Raw genomic sequence first — 13,812 nt, forward strand, 5'->3', positions numbered from 1 at the left:
GTTTAGCCCAACAGCCGCCTTGCCGCCCGCTGTAGCAGCGCTTCGTCGTCGCTCACTTCCCCGACCAGCACGACCTCGCCATTGGCCAGACGCCGCGCGACGAGCACGGTGAATTCCTCGCCTGTGGCATCGAGTTCTGCCAGCGGGCGTGCCTCGATCGCGCGCAGTTCGCTGGCGAGGCGTTCACGGGCATTCGCGGGCACGGTGCCGGCTTCCTCGCGGCGCAGGCGGCGTTCCTCGCGGACCAGCGCCTTCACGCCGCCGGGCGTCGCCGCGAGATGCGCGGAGAGCGTGCCGACCGCGAGGCCGATCCGTCCGGCATGGGCGATGACGGTGGCGAATTCGGTCAGGCGGGTCTTGTCGTAGTCGGCGCCGAACACGAGCTTGACCAGCGGCAACAGCGGCGCGCGTTCCTGCGCTTTCAGCCCTGCGTCCTCGATCAGTTCGGCGAGGTCTTCCGGGGCGTCCTGCGCCGCCAGCGCGAAGTCGTGGGCGCGGCCGATCGCGTCGTAGAGCGCCTGATGCGAGCGCTCCTCGCTGCGCCGGGCCAGCAGCGCCAGTTCGCGCGCGGAGGCGAGCCAGTCGGCGAGGCCCATTGCGTGATCGACGAAGGAGGTCGGCTCGGCCTCGAAGGAGAAGCCGGGGCTCGGCAGTTCCATCGGGGTATAGGCGTCGATCGCGGGAAGTGAGAAGTCGCCACTGCCGAAATCCGCAGGCCCGTCCGCCCAGTCGGTCAGCGGTTCGGGCGCGCGCAGCATGGCCGGGCGCCCGTCCATGCCGTCGTCGGCCTCGCCCGGCTGGCGACGGGGAGGCAGCGGCTCGGCGCTCTCCTTCCAGTTGATCACGCCGTAGATGTAGTCGATCCGCTGCCCGTCGCGCGAAAAGGGCATCAGGATGCCGCGATAGAGCACCGTCATGCCCTGCGGGTTGACGTACTCGGCCTCGAACCCGATCGGCGCCTCATTGGCGAGGATCTGCATGTAGTGGTCGGTGATGCGGGAGAGCAGCGAGCCGCTGGGCACATCGGCAAGGCGACGGATCGTCCCTTGCGCGTCGCACTCCTGCACCAGCATCGCGCCGACATAGGCGATGGCGGGATCTTCGATCCCGTCCGTGAAGTCGAGCAGGACGCTGCGCGGGCCGAAATCGGGCAAGTTGGCGGGATCGAGGTCGGCGATGTCGGGGAAGGTCTTCTCGCCCAGCAGGCTTGCCCAGAAATTGTAGGCGCGCACCTGCATGCGGCGCTCGTCGTTGCCCGGCTTGGCGACCGGGGCGGCGGCGGTGACGTCTTCCCCTTCGGAATTGCCTTCACCCGAAAACTCGCCGCGCAAACTGTCCATGTCGAATCCCGACTCGCCCCTGTAGAGGGCCGGTTCTGGCGCAACATGGTGTAATAAGGATTAAGTTGCGCCCGTGGAGCTTGCCGGAATCATCAGGCCTGCTTGATGATTCCCTCGCCCGGCTTGGGCAGCGGGGCAAGGATGCGTAAGGCCACGAAGGAGACGATCAGGAAGATCGATCCGGCGTGCAGCGCGAAGGGCAGGTCCCTCCAGTCGGCCAGCGCCCCCCAGGTCCACGCGCCCAGGGCCATCCCGCCGAAGGTCACCGCCTGGTAGATCGACAGGCACCGGCCGAGGATCGCATCCGGGGAACGCAGCTGCACGGCCGTATTCAGCGTCGTCAGGATCATCACCCAGGCCATGCCCGATACGAAGGCAGCGGGCAGGGCGTAGGCGATCCGGTCCACCTCGGCGATCAGCGACAGCGAGAACACGAACATCACCGCCCCCATCGCGAGAATGCCCTCGAGCCCGATCCTGCGGCGGATCGGCCCGGTCAGCGGGGCGGCGGTGATCGAGCCGATGCCGAACAGGCCGAGCATCAACCCGTAGTCCAGCTCATCGCCATGGATCGGCCCGTTCACCACGGTCGGCAGCAGCGACTGGTAGGCGGCAAGGCTGAACCCGAGTGCGAAGCAGCGCGCCAGAATGCGGCGTAGCTGCGGGTTGGTGGCGCAGTAACGGATGCCGACGCCCACGGCGGGCAGGATCGGGCGGCGCTCGATCTGGCGCGGCGGCGGCTTCCACCACAACAGCACGCCGATCAGGCCGATGTAGCTTATCGCATTGAAAGCGAAGGCGAACGATACGTCCCAAATGGAGATCAGCAATCCGCCCAGCGCCGGGCCGACCGAACGGGCGATGTTGAAGGAGATCGAATTGAGCGCGATCGCCTGCGGCAGCTCGCGCGGTTCTACCTGCTGGCGCACCGAGGCCTGCCATGCCGGGGAGTTCAGCGCAGTGCCGATGCCGACGCTCAGCGTGAAAGCCAGCAGCAGGAACGGCGTCAGCATGTGCGCGTAGGCCATCGCCGCCAGCGCGGCCGAGACCACCAGCATCCCCACTTGCGCGGTCAGCATGACGAGGCGGCGGTCATAGTTGTCGGCGATGGCGCCCGCGAAGACGCCGAACAGCATGATCGGAACCGTCGCCGATGCCTGCACTAGCGCGACGAGCTGGTGCGAGGCGGTCAGCTCGGTCATCATCCAGGCGGCCGCAACGCCCTGCAGCGTGCCGCCGAGGTTCGAGAACAAGTTGGCGGTCCAGATCGCGCGGAACACCGGATAGCGAAAAGGCGAGAACGCGCCCGTCGGCGGAGGCGGTACAAGGTCCGCCGTTGCCACCTCGACCGTCTTTTCGACGGCCTGCTCGATCCTGTCCTCTTCCCGTCTCACATTTCAGGCGTAAGGCGCGGCGGTGGCGGGGGCAAGTCGGTCAGAGCAGATATCGCATCCGGATCGCCAGGCGGACAGGTTCCCCCGCGACATCGAACGCGGCCTGTGCGAACTTGGGCGGGCCCATCCGCACTGGCGCGTCGCGCGAAAAGCCGTAGCCTTCGCGCGGGATCATCAGCCGGGTGTCGAGCTTGCCGTTGCCGTTCTCGTCGTGAATCAGCGACACTGCATAGCGGCCCTGCGGCACCGCGCCGAAGTCCAGATGGAGGTCGCTTGCCGCCGGGACCGTCAGCTTGCGGGCCTGCGGGTCCTTCTCGCAATCGGGAAAGGCATCGGGCCGCGTCGTCAGGCAGGCCAGCACCTGCCCCTTCGCCGAGCGCATGTCCGTCACCGAAACCGACACGTCCGTGTTCTGCGGCGCCGTCGCCCCGGCCAGCACTACGACCAGGCTTAGGGCCGCGAGAACGCCTGTGACAGCCCGGCATCGGTGCCGCACAGATGGTCCCAGTGGCGGAAATAGAGGCCGTAGTTGCATCGATAGCTTTCATGGTGCCGCTGGTGATGGCTGGCGGTAATGAGCCAGCGCCCGAGCGGCGAATGAACGAGGGCACGGGGAAACATCTCCCAGCCCATGTGATTGGTGATCCCCATCACCGTCATGATTGTCAGCACGATCCCCAGCGCGCCGACGTGGATCGGCACCAGCAGCACCAGCGCCGGGATCACCACGGCCCCGGTCAGCGCTTCGGTCGGATGGAAGCTCATCGCCGCCCACGCCGTAGGCGGGCGGCTGGCGTGGTGGACGGCATGGGCGATGCGGAATACCCGTGGCCGGTGCATCCAGCGATGGGTCCAATAGAACCACGTGTCGTGGAGCAAAAGGTAGACGAGTACCGAAACCGGCAGCCACCAGAGCGGTTGGTCGTGCACATCGGTATAGATGCGCGTCCAGCCATGCTCGCGCCAGCCCCATGCGACGACGCCTGAGGGAATGCCGTAGATCGCGGCCGAGGCGAGCGACCATGCGATCTCGCTGCGGATCTGGCGGTCCAGGCCCTTGTAATGGCCGGGCCGCACTCGCGCAGTGATCCAGGCGAACAGGCCGGACGTGAGGAGATAACGGACGCCCACGATCGCCGTCATGGCAAAGGCGGAAACAAGCACCGCAACAAGGGGAGCGTCGAGCGCCATGGGCGCGGGGAGTATGCCCTCAGGAGGGGAAGGGGAAGATAAAAAGAGAAAGCCCGGGGCCAAAGGCCCCAGACCCCCATACTGCCGTGGTCACGCGCGCAGCTTCGCGGTGCTGCCCATTGCAGGGAGCGCGCTAGGTAGCTGCGCGAACAACGACGACAGTAATGGGGTCTGGGGCAATGGCCCCAGATTCCCTTTATTTCATTCTTACCCTGCGCGCTTCACCGCACCCTTGTGCGCGCCCAGCCCCTTGGGGCCGCGCGGACGGAAGCGACGCTTGCGCTCGCCTTCGGCCTCGCCGCCTTCACGACGCTCGCCTTGCGGACGATCGCCGCGCTGGCCATCGCGGCGCGGCTGGCCGCCACGGCCGCCGCCGTTGCCGCCGCGCTGTCCGCCGCCGCCCTGGCGGCGCTCGCCCTGCGGCTGCTCCACCTTGCGCGAGGGTGCGGGCAGGCGTGCGGCCTGGTTCTGGAAGTCTTCCGGCAGCGCCAGCGGGTCGAGCTTCACGCGGGTCAGGCGTTCGATGTCGCGGATGTAGGGCTTTTCGTCCGGCGCGACGTAGCTGATGGCGACGCCGGTGGCGCCGGCGCGCGCGGTGCGGCCGATGCGGTGGACGTACTGTTCGGCGACGTTCGGGATCTCGAAGTTATAGACGTGCGAAACGCCCGAGACGTCGATGCCGCGCGCGGCGATGTCGGTGGCGACGAGGACGCGCACGGTGCCCTGGCGGAAGCCGCCGAGGGCGGCGGTGCGCTGGGCCTGGCTCTTGTTGCCGTGGATCGCGGCTGCCGGGATACCGGCGGCGACGAGGTGGCGCACCACGCGGTCGGCGCCGTGCTTGGTGCGGGTGAACACCAGGGCGCGGTCGATGGCGCCGTGCGATGCCTTCTCCTCGGCATCAGGCGCAAGGCCCGCGCGCAGCGAGAGGGTCAGCAGCGCCTGCTTCTCGGCCTGGTTGATGTGGGTGGCGAACTGTTCGACGCGCTCGGCGGTGGTCGACTGCGGCGCCACTTCGACCTTGACCGGGTCGTTGATGAACTGGCGGCCGAGGTCGGCGATCGCCTGCGGCATGGTGGCCGAGAAGAACAGGCTCTGGCGCGTCTTGGGCAGCAGCGCGGCGACGCGCTTGAGCGGGACGATGAAGCCCAGGTCCATCATCTGGTCGGCTTCGTCGAGGACGAAGATCTCGACGTGGCGCAGCGTCAGCGCGCGCTGGTCGATCAGGTCGAGCAGACGGCCGGGGGTGGCGACGAGGATGTCGACGCCGCGCTCCAGCGCGCGGGCCTGCTTGCCCACGGGCACGCCGCCGAAGATGCACTGGACCGTCAGGTTCAGGAACTTCGCGTAGCCGCGCATGTTCTCGGCGATCTGCGCGGCGAGTTCGCGGGTGGGCGAGAGCACCAGCATGCGGCAGCCGGCGTTCTGGCGCGGCTTGGGGTCCTGCGCGAGACGGTGGAGCGAAGGCAGCGAGAACGCGGCGGTCTTGCCGGTGCCGGTCTGCGCGATGCCGAGGAGGTCACGGCCTTCGAGCAGCGAGGGGATCGCCTTGCGCTGGATAGGCGAGGGATCGGTGTAACCCTTGACGGCGAGCGCGCGGAGAATCGGCTCGGCGAGGCCAAGTTCGGAGAAATAGGACATGCGTCACTTTCAAAAGTGCGGGGCGCGCAAGGCTTTTGAAAAAAGGCGCGCGCACAGCGAGGTGTCGTTGCGGCGACCCTGCGTGAGGAAGGAAGCTAGTTGGTCGCAACCGCCAGTCCGGGCCGGTCTTGGCTGGATGCCGCGACCTCACGCTGCTCTCGGATTGCGGCGGGGCGGACCCCGCACGCCGGTTGCTGGCGGGTCACTTAGTGTGAATTACGGCAAAGCGCAAGAAAATTGCGGATAAGTTGCAGAAGTGCCCGGCTGTGGCGGATAGCCTGGCGTGGTGCCCACCCCGCTGCGGCTAGGCACTTCCCTGCGGTCAGGACCAAGTCTCGCTCCCCTCCCGCATGCGGGAGGGGTTGGGGGTGGGCTCTCTTAGCCCTCGCTCCCCCACTGCAGCGTATGCGGATCGCCCAGCGTCACCAGCCGCCGCAGCGAGGCGCGCGCCAGACGCTCCGTCTCCACCTTGCGCCGGGCGGCGGCAAGCTGGCGCAGGGGAGCGGGGCGCAGGATTTCCGCGTCGTAGCCATCGGCCACGATCACCCCGCAACTGTCGGGCAGGAACGCCTCGCTCTCAAGCGGGCTGCGGTCCAGCAAAGGAGAGAGCCCCCAGTAGAACCGGTCGCAGTAGTCGAGATAGTCGGTCCACTTGCCGTCGCCGAGCAGGTCCGCGCGCGCCACCTTGATCTCGACGATGATGACGTGCCCCTTGGCGTCGATCCCCATGAGATCGGCCCGCCGCCCACAGCGCAGCGGCATTTCCGGCATGCACCAGATGCCGTTGCGGGCGAACAGCCGGGCGATCCCGCGAGCCACGTCCACGGCGGTATGCCCATGCGAAGGGGCGAGGGAGAGCGAATCAGCTTCGGCCATGATCGCCATCATAGGAACATATCGAGAACTGACAAGTCATCGCATTTGGCGCTGGCAAGCCCCGCTTCCGTCTGCTAACCGCGCTGGCACTGCACCCGTAGCTCAGCTGGATAGAGCGCTGCCCTCCGAAGGCAACGCTAAGTCAAGAGTTCTTGTTGGGGGTGCTAAAAAAATCGAGGAAAGCCAAGTAGTTGGCGGAAATCGACGGAAGCATGAAAACCGCTCTCTGGGTCGCGGAAGCACCACGGAAGCAAACTTGAAGGAGGTTGTAGAGCGCGAACGGCGGAATTTGGCAGGCTTCGGACCTGCACAAAGAGCGCCGATTCGAGAATATGGTTTCGGGATTGACCCTGCTCAATCGCGGATACTATCTGAACATTGATGCACCCGTAGCTCAGCTGGATAGAGTGACGGCCTCCGAAGCCGTAGGTCACAGGTTCGAATCCTGTCGGGTGCGCCATTCCGGTACACATTTCTGAACGTTTTCACCCGAATTTGCCGAAGCCGCCACTGCGGCATTGAGCACATCCTTGCTGCCGACGATCCGGATACGGTCGGCATCGACCTCGACCTTCGAGATGAGAGATCGCAGCCACGCCTTGCGCGCAGGGTTTTCTGCCGAATCGAGAATGTCCGTCATGAGGTCGGAGAACGCCGTGATTTTGGCCGGATCGATCACGGTGTCATCGCCCGACTGGACACGAGCCCGCTCAAAACAGCATCTCATGGGTCTGGAGCAGATAGGCCCGCACCATAAAGGCCCGGCTGTAGCAGAGCTTGGTATGGGCTACCTGGAGCTTGATCCGCTCGCCCCCGATCAGCGCCCAGTCCTCGCTCCAGATCCCATGGGGATGAAAGACGGCCGATACTCAGCCAGAGTGAGGCAGACTATTTCCTCGGTTTTACGGAGTGCACTTTATGGACACGGTACAAAATTCCGAAGCATCAACTGCTCTCGGCAGCGATTTCGCCGCGATTTTCGTCTCGCTGGAACTCAGTCGCTCGACCTGGCTTGTAACGTCAACCTCGCCCGGCAGCGGCGGTAAAATGTCGAAGCACTCTGTGAAAGGCGGCGATATGGCCGCATTGTTGGAACGCTTCACACAGCTTCAGTCGAGAACGAAGGCCCGAACTGGCGTTGAATATCCGGTGATAACGATCCAAGAAGCAGGACTCGATGGCTTCTGGATACACCGTGCTTTGCAGGCCAACGCCATTGAAAGTCATGTCGTGGATCCCGCTTCTGTGGCCGTTTCCCGCAGAAGCCGGCGTGCCAAGACAGACAAGTTAGACGGCGAAGCCTTGGTCAGAACGTTGCTGGCCTACAAACGCGGTGAACCTCGAGTTTGCGCCATGGTGAAAGTGCCGGAACCTGAGCAAGAAGATCGACGCCGCATCTGCAGAGAGCGCAAGGTTCTGATCGCCGAGCGCATCAAGCACGTCAATCGCATCAAGGGCCTTCTTTTTGCTCAGGGCATCAGCGACTACAGACCCGTGCGCAGCGACCGCCGTCAACGATTGGAGGCACTCGCCACAGGCGATGGTCGTCCTCTGCCACCTCACGTCAAAATGCAAATTGGCCGTGAGTTGGACCGCCTCGAACTATTGCTGGACCAAATTGTGGTCGTCGAGCGGGAACGGGATGCATTGCTGTTCATGCAAGAAAATTCCGACACCGCCAAACCCGCGTCCATCCAGATGCTTCTCCATCTCCGGGGCCTTGGCACCGAGTTTGTTGCAATCCTCTGGGGTGAAGGGCTTTTCCGCCACTTCGATAATCGAAGACAAGTGGCGGCCTATGCCGGATTGGCGCCCTCTCCATGGCAGAGCGGCACAATCGATCGGGACCAAGGGGTCTCCAAAGCCGGCAATGCGCGACTACGAACTACAATGATCCAATTGGCGTGGCTGTGGGTGCGGCACCAGCCATGCTCGGCATTGACGATCTGGTTCAAGGCGAGAGTAGAGTCCAATAATGGGCGCATGAAAAAGAGCACGATTGTCGCGCTGGCCCGGAAGCTGTTGGTCGCCTTGTGGAAATACGTGACAGCTGGTGTCGTAATCGAGGGTGCCAGTATGAAAACAGCATGAGGATGGGTTTGTCAGCTATTTTAATCTCCCGGGACTGATCAATTCCGGGCGGATCCAGGTGGGCGAGCCGCAGTTCGATTTGGCCTAAACCGCCGTGCTCCAGTATGGCCCCGTCCTCCTGAGCCTCAGCCGCAACGTAAGCGGGATAAGGGTGCAGCTGTTTCGAACAGCGACCGTATGTGAGTTTGCACCGGCGAGGGAAACACGCCCGTGCTGGAGAAAAGGCTCAGACCATGGATGCCGAAATAGCGATGGAAAGGAACACGCCAACGGAAAACGATTCTTGACCATTCTCTCCCCATGTGAGTCGAACTGGAAAGCTTCGCCGGGTTCAAAAGCAAGAGGAACGAAAACGCCCTTGCCGCTCACATTCTGCTCGCGCTGGCGTTCCTCTTTCCATCGACGGGCAAAGGCCGCCACACGGCCATAAGAGCCTTCGAAACCCAGGCTCACCAGATCGGCAGATGAATCTGCTTGACCGTACGCCTCTGCTTGCGAGGCTTACGACTCTCGGCCTTCAGCCAGCCCGACAGCTTCTCGGCAAAAGTATCGATCTTGCTTGGTCGATCCGGCACATGAAACTTCGGCTCAATCGTATCGGTCCGAAGGTATTTGCGAATGGTATTCCGGGACAGGCCGGTGCGCCGTGCAATCTCCCGGATCGATAAACCGTCCCGGAAATGCCAGCGCCGGATAACGCTCAAAAACGCCATGTCCAACACTCCTGAATCTCCCGCCCAAAACGAGCAGGATAGCGTTCAAACATGGGTCACTTCTCAGTGGAAAAATCTCCCTGAATGGAGTGAACCCCTGGGACTGGACCAGCGAGGAAGAAAAGCTGATACGCTCTGTGGGCCTTGAATGGAGAAGGTCCATGTCACCAAGAGGTCCCTACCGCCGTCACTCGATGCAGTTCAAGCTGCAGCTTTGCCAGGACATCCGCAATGGCGCCATCGGGCGCCGAGACGCGCAGCGCACCTATAGAGTTTCCGCCAATCTCATCCAGCTCTGGCTGTCCCAGTTCGATCGTGGCGAACTCAATCAGGAAGAAGCCGAAGCAAGCGTCGTTGCGGAATACGAGGGCCGCATTGCAGCTCTTGAGCGCAAGGTCGGGCAACTGACCATGGAACTGGACATGGCCAAAAAAACGCCGCGCCCCTCTCCAGGACCCGTCAACGAGAACTCATCGATTGTCACCGGCCCGCGCATTGCTCCATCAGGCGGGGATGCCAAATGATCGGTCTTCCACGGAGTACATTCTATTACCGCCCCAACAAGTCCAGCGGGATCGCAGATACGGAAGTGGTCGAGCTGATAGAGGCCATTCAGGATGATCTGCCTGGCTATGGCTATCGTCGCATCACCCACGAATTGCACCGCCGCGGTCATAGGATCAATCACAAAAGGATCGCCAGGATCATGAGGGAGAACGGATTGGGGATTAAGCCGCGAAAGCGGTTCGTGAAAACGACCGACAGCGCTCATACCTCGCCGATCTACCCGAACCTATACCGCAACATCATCCCGGAGCGGCCTGATATGGCATGGGTAGCTGATCTGACCTATATCCGCCTTGCACGCGGCTTCTGCTATCTCGCGGTCATTCTCGATGCGTGCAGCCGTAAGGTGGTCGGCTATGCCTTGTCCAGGCAGATCGATACGTCGCTGACCCTGGCAGCGCTGCAATCTGCATTGGAAAACAGAAAACCACCTCCCGGGTGCATTCACCATTCGGACCGCGGCTGCCAATACGCAAGCGAGCGGTATCGCAATGAGCTTGAAGCCGCCGGACTGCGGGGCTCGATGAGCGCCATCGGCAATCCTTATCATAACGCGCAGGCCGAGAGTTTCATGAAAACGCTCAAGGTCGAGGAGGTCTATCTCTGCGAATACGAAACCTTTACCGATGTCGTCGACAGGTTGCCAAGGTTCATCGAGGAAATCTACAATACCCGAAGGCTCCACTCCGCCCTTGGCTATCGCTCACCAGAGGAATTTGAAACCCAACTCGCCCAACAGGCGGCTTAGTTTGGAACGCTGCGCTGGTCCAGTCCCAGGGGTTCACTCCAGAACCGGGTCACTTCTCAGCGGAAATCAACACTGAACCGCCAATCCCAGCCGCGCCACCTCCGGCTTGCCGTTCACAAAATCAATGTCGGAAAAACTCAGGCTCCAGCGCCCGATCAGATCTCCATTCGAAAGACCAAAACCCATAAAACCACTCCTTCTACCGGAGTGGAACGACATTCCCCGCCAAGTCAGCCGTCAACGCCATCCGCCGTGTTCCCACAACGTTCTTCAACTTGGCCAAAATCGCAGCTTCGGGCCGACTGGGCCTATAAGGGCAGTCAGTGCACGGTCTCTGCGGCTTGCCGGATTTGGCGCAAGCTCGACTGCGATGTCGGCTCCTTCCGGAGCAACGCCCCGCGCCAGACCAACGACGGGGCGCTACGAGCGGATGCGACGCGAGACGGTGGAAGCCAAAGAGGCGCGCGCCGCCGAGGAACTCAAGAACCGGCGCGAGCGGACCGCTTTCACTGCTGACAAGCAGCGCTATCTCGGCCGCCAGATCGAATTCGATCTTCCCGCCCCGATCACTGTCGACAGACGTGTCATCCGTTCGGTCCGTATCCGCTACGGCGTCGGGTTGGACTTCCTTGGCAACCTGTCGAACCATCCTCTTGTCGAGGAGCCGATCCAGGAAGTGGACGGAAATATGAGGACGGCAAAGGAGCGCACGACGACTGACGGGTGTCAACGGCGGAGCAAAACCAGGCCGTTGGGCGGCGCAAAAGTAGGCCACTTGGCGCCGCAAGCGGGGAACGGCGGGAGGGCGTAGCCCGACTAGAGTTTCCCGCTTGCGGCGTCGGCTATTTTCGTGAGGGCTTCAGCCTGCCTTTCGGGCGCGGCTTTGGGCGAGACGGTAGCTTTCGCCGTTCATCTCGAGGATGTTGACGTGGTGGGTGATGCGATCGAGCAGTGCGCCGGTCAGACGCTCGGAGCCCAACGTCTCCGTCCATTCATCGAAAGGCAGATTGCTGGTGATCAGCGTCGCGCCGCGTTCGTAACGCTGCGAGATCAGCTCGAACAGCAGTTCCGCCCCGGTCTTGGAGAGCGGCACGAAGCCCAGCTCGTCGATGATGAGGAGCTTGTAGGTAGCCATCTGCTTCTGGAAGCGCAGAAGACGCCGTTCGTCGCGAGCCTCCATCATCTCGCTGACGAGAGCGGCGGCCGTGATAAAGCCGACTGCCAAGCCCTTCTGGCAGGCGGCCAGACCGAGACCGAGGGCGACATGAGTTTTGCCCGTGCCACTGGGGCCGAGCGCGATGACGTTCTCGCGGCGCTCGATCCATTCACAGCGCGCCAATTCCAATACCTGCATCTTGTTGAGCTTCGGAATGGCGGTGAAGTCGAAGCTGTCGAGGCTTTTGACGACCGGGAACTTCGCCGCCTTGATACGGCGTTCGACCTTGCGGCGGTCCCGCTCGATCATCTCCCGCTCGGCAAGACGAGCAAGGTATCCGACATGGTCCACGCCTTCGGACGCGCATAGCCGGGCCAGCTTCTGGTGCTCGCGCTGGAAGGTCGGCAGCTTGAGGGTCTTGAGGTAATGGGAAAGCAAAATCGCAGGGGGATTGTCAGGCGCTTCGGCGCTCATGCCGCTTCTCCTGCATCCGATGACAGGAGGCGCATGTATGCCTTCGCCGACGTCGTCTCGACCGTCGCCCTTGGCAGGTAAGGATAGATGGACAGGTCCAGCCGTGGCGGCCGGCGCTCCACCCGACACAGGAGAAGATGCTTGACGGCGTCGAAGCTGATCGCGCCGAGTTGGAGGGCCTGCTTCACCGCCCCGTGCAGATCGACGAGATCGAAGCTTTCCAGCAAACGCAGCACCTGCACATACTCACGGCGGCCCTGCTTGGCCATACGTGCTTCCATCAGGCGGCGCAGCGTGGCGAACTCTTCGGGCAATTCCCATCCCTGAAGAGGGGCGGCCTGATCCAATGCATTGATCTTCTGCTCGATCAGCGGCAGGTAATGGATGGGATCAAAGACGACGTCTTCCCGTTCCCAGCTCCGGGGATGACGAGCAATGATCTCGCCGCGGCAGCCGATCACCACCTCGTCGACATAACCCCGGACCCAGACTTGCCTGTGGCCATAGGCGACCGGAACAGAGTAGTCGTTGGTCTTGTAGCGGACCAGGGATTGCGCCGTCACTCTGGCGCTGGCCTGGTCACAGGCATCGAACGGCGAAGCCGGCAATGCGCGCATGGCGGCGAGATCGCGCTGCAGCCGCTCTCCGATCGTCTCGCTCTCGCCGCGCAGCCTGTCGTGCTGGCGCTTGCGGCACTGCTCTTCCAGCCAGGTGTTGAACACATCCCATGTCGTGAACCGTGGGATCGGAACCATGAAGTTGCGACGAGCATAGCCAACGAGGCCCTCGACATTCCCCTTGTCGTTGCCCTTGCCGGGGCGACCGTAGCGATCCCGGATCAGGTAGTGGGACAGGAAGCCGCTGAACAGCGCCGCTCGCTTGCGCGTGCCGTCGGGCAAGATCTTGACCACCAGGCAACGATCATTGTCGTAGACGATCGATTGCGGCACGGCCCCGAAGAAGGCGAACGCATGGATGTGGCCATCGACCCACGCCTCAGCCACCGCAGCGGGATAGGCTCGCACATAGCAGGCGTCGCTATGCGGCAGGTCGAGCACAAAGAAACGGGCTTTCTGCTCGACACCGCCGATCACCACCATCGCCTCGCCGAAGTCCGCCTGTGCATGGCCGGGCGGATGCGACAGCGGCACGAACATCTCCTGGCAGCGCTGCTCTCGCTCGCGCATGTAATCCTTGATGATCGTGTAGCCGCCGGTGAACCCGCATTCGGCACGCAGCCGGTCGAACACTCGCTTGGCCGTATGGCGCTGCTTGCGCGGAACCGTCAGGTCCTCATCCAGCCAATGATCGATGGTCGAAACAAATGCATCCAGCTTCGGACGTCGGATCGGTGACCGGCGCTGATAGCCGGGAGGAGTCGAATACGACAGCATCTTGGCAACGCTGTCGCGCGATATGTTGAAATGCTTCGCTGCCTGACGCCGGCTCATCCCTTCCGAGACGGCCAGGCGAACCTTCAGATAAAGTTCCACGGTGTAGATCCCCTGTCCCTCCTGCGTTCAATGCAGAAGGGAAATAGGTGGCCGGATTTTACTCCGCCCGCGGCCGGACTATCCCGCCGCTACCGTGGCCGGTTTTTGCACCGCCGCTCTCAGACGGGGGA

General features: G+C 63.1%; 13 protein-coding genes, 2 tRNA genes and 1 pseudogene. 6 read left to right on the forward strand and 10 right to left on the reverse strand.

What is annotated here, in order from left to right; all coding sequences use genetic code 11:
- Window positions 1-2: 2 nt before the first annotated feature.
- The 6 genes from BES08_RS14020 to BES08_RS14045 all read right to left on the reverse strand — a co-directional run bounded on the left by BES08_RS14020 (window position 3) and on the right by BES08_RS14045 (window position 6,439).
- A complete protein-coding gene (locus tag BES08_RS14020; RefSeq protein WP_069708656.1) occupies window positions 3-1,340 on the reverse strand; it encodes a PAS domain-containing protein in 1,338 nt (445 codons plus the stop codon).
- 92 nt (window positions 1,341-1,432) lie between these two features.
- Window positions 1,433-2,734, reverse strand: coding sequence for an MFS transporter (locus tag BES08_RS14025; RefSeq protein WP_083274684.1), 1,302 nt, complete (start codon window positions 2,732-2,734; stop codon window positions 1,433-1,435).
- A 40-nt stretch (window positions 2,735-2,774) separates the two neighbouring features.
- Window positions 2,775-3,137 carry a DUF2141 domain-containing protein gene (locus BES08_RS14030; RefSeq protein ID WP_268957450.1) on the reverse strand — a complete coding sequence of 121 codons (363 nt, stop codon included), beginning with the start codon at window positions 3,135-3,137 and terminating at the stop codon, window positions 2,775-2,777.
- A gap of 47 nt (window positions 3,138-3,184) precedes the next feature.
- Window positions 3,185-3,925, reverse strand: a complete 741-nt coding sequence (locus tag BES08_RS14035; RefSeq protein ID WP_069708657.1) for a sterol desaturase family protein — start codon at window positions 3,923-3,925, stop codon at window positions 3,185-3,187.
- A 207-nt stretch (window positions 3,926-4,132) separates the two neighbouring features.
- Window positions 4,133-5,563 (reverse strand): DEAD/DEAH box helicase, encoded by a 1,431-nt coding sequence (locus BES08_RS14040; protein ID WP_069708658.1) that lies wholly within the window; start codon window positions 5,561-5,563, stop codon window positions 4,133-4,135.
- A gap of 378 nt (window positions 5,564-5,941) precedes the next feature.
- Entirely contained in the window at window positions 5,942-6,439 is a 498-nt protein-coding gene (locus BES08_RS14045; RefSeq protein ID WP_036525822.1) for an MmcB family DNA repair protein, read from the reverse strand.
- A 91-nt stretch (window positions 6,440-6,530) separates the two neighbouring features.
- On the opposite strand from BES08_RS14045, the gene BES08_RS32890 reads away from it, so the two are divergent.
- A tRNA-Arg gene (locus BES08_RS32890) sits at window positions 6,531-6,603 on the forward strand.
- Between the two features lie 219 nt (window positions 6,604-6,822).
- A tRNA-Arg gene (locus tag BES08_RS14050) sits at window positions 6,823-6,899 on the forward strand.
- Here BES08_RS14050 and BES08_RS31840 read toward each other — a convergent pair.
- Window positions 6,870-7,118 carry a hypothetical protein gene (locus BES08_RS31840; RefSeq protein WP_083274685.1) on the reverse strand — a complete coding sequence of 83 codons (249 nt, stop codon included), beginning with the start codon at window positions 7,116-7,118 and terminating at the stop codon, window positions 6,870-6,872. The two genes, BES08_RS14050 and BES08_RS31840, sit on opposite strands and share 30 nt — an antisense overlap.
- 239 nt (window positions 7,119-7,357) lie before the next feature.
- Here BES08_RS31840 and BES08_RS14055 point away from each other — a divergent pair, with 239 nt between their 5' ends.
- Window positions 7,358-8,530, forward strand: coding sequence for an IS110 family RNA-guided transposase (locus tag BES08_RS14055; RefSeq protein ID WP_069708659.1), 1,173 nt, complete (start codon window positions 7,358-7,360; stop codon window positions 8,528-8,530).
- A gap of 306 nt (window positions 8,531-8,836) precedes the next feature.
- Here the strand turns inward: BES08_RS14055 and BES08_RS31845 are convergent.
- A pseudogene (locus tag BES08_RS31845) lies at window positions 8,837-9,243 on the reverse strand (helix-turn-helix domain-containing protein); the annotation flags it as partial.
- Window positions 9,244-9,437: 194 nt separating this feature from the next.
- Between BES08_RS31845 and BES08_RS14065 the strand changes: the two are divergent.
- The 3 genes from BES08_RS14065 (at window position 9,438) to BES08_RS14075 (ending at window position 11,369) form a co-directional block, all read left to right on the forward strand.
- Window positions 9,438-9,767 (forward strand): hypothetical protein, encoded by a 330-nt coding sequence (locus BES08_RS14065; protein WP_231958021.1) that lies wholly within the window; start codon window positions 9,438-9,440, stop codon window positions 9,765-9,767.
- Complete coding sequence (locus BES08_RS14070) at window positions 9,746-10,558, forward strand: IS3 family transposase (RefSeq protein WP_231958231.1); 813 nt, start codon at window positions 9,746-9,748, stop codon at window positions 10,556-10,558. Before BES08_RS14065 ends, BES08_RS14070 begins: the two co-directional genes overlap by 22 nt.
- 430 nt (window positions 10,559-10,988) lie before the next feature.
- A complete protein-coding gene (locus BES08_RS14075; protein ID WP_197524382.1) occupies window positions 10,989-11,369 on the forward strand; it encodes a hypothetical protein in 381 nt (126 codons plus the stop codon).
- 48 nt (window positions 11,370-11,417) lie between these two features.
- Here BES08_RS14075 and istB read toward each other — a convergent pair whose 3' ends face one another.
- Together istB and istA are read right to left on the reverse strand one after the other, a co-directional pair.
- A complete protein-coding gene (gene istB, locus BES08_RS14080) occupies window positions 11,418-12,188 on the reverse strand; it encodes an IS21-like element helper ATPase IstB (protein ID WP_069708664.1) in 771 nt (256 codons plus the stop codon).
- Window positions 12,185-13,681 (reverse strand): IS21 family transposase, encoded by a 1,497-nt coding sequence (gene istA / locus BES08_RS14085; RefSeq protein WP_069708665.1) that lies wholly within the window; start codon window positions 13,679-13,681, stop codon window positions 12,185-12,187. The genes istB and istA overlap by 4 nt, the downstream gene beginning before the upstream one ends.
- Between the last annotated feature and the right edge of the window lie 131 nt (window positions 13,682-13,812).

This window comes from Novosphingobium resinovorum, assembly GCF_001742225.1.
Lineage (GTDB): Bacteria > Pseudomonadota > Alphaproteobacteria > Sphingomonadales > Sphingomonadaceae > Novosphingobium > Novosphingobium resinovorum_A.

Coding starts and splice junctions, on each gene's coding strand:
- BES08_RS14020 (WP_069708656.1), bottom strand. CDS start 1,340: ATGGACAGTTTGCGCGGCGAGTTTTCGGGTGAAGGCAATTCCGAAGGG.
- BES08_RS14035 (WP_069708657.1), bottom strand. CDS start 3,925: ATGGCGCTCGACGCTCCCCTTGTTGCGGTGCTTGTTTCCGCCTTTGCC.
- BES08_RS14040 (WP_069708658.1), bottom strand. CDS start 5,563: ATGTCCTATTTCTCCGAACTTGGCCTCGCCGAGCCGATTCTCCGCGCG.
- BES08_RS14045 (WP_036525822.1), bottom strand. CDS start 6,439: ATGGCCGAAGCTGATTCGCTCTCCCTCGCCCCTTCGCATGGGCATACC.
- BES08_RS14055 (WP_069708659.1), top strand. CDS start 7,358: ATGGACACGGTACAAAATTCCGAAGCATCAACTGCTCTCGGCAGCGAT.
- BES08_RS14065 (WP_231958021.1), top strand. CDS start 9,438: ATGCAGTTCAAGCTGCAGCTTTGCCAGGACATCCGCAATGGCGCCATC.
- BES08_RS14075 (WP_197524382.1), top strand. CDS start 10,989: ATGCGACGCGAGACGGTGGAAGCCAAAGAGGCGCGCGCCGCCGAGGAA.
- istB (WP_069708664.1), bottom strand. CDS start 12,188: ATGAGCGCCGAAGCGCCTGACAATCCCCCTGCGATTTTGCTTTCCCAT.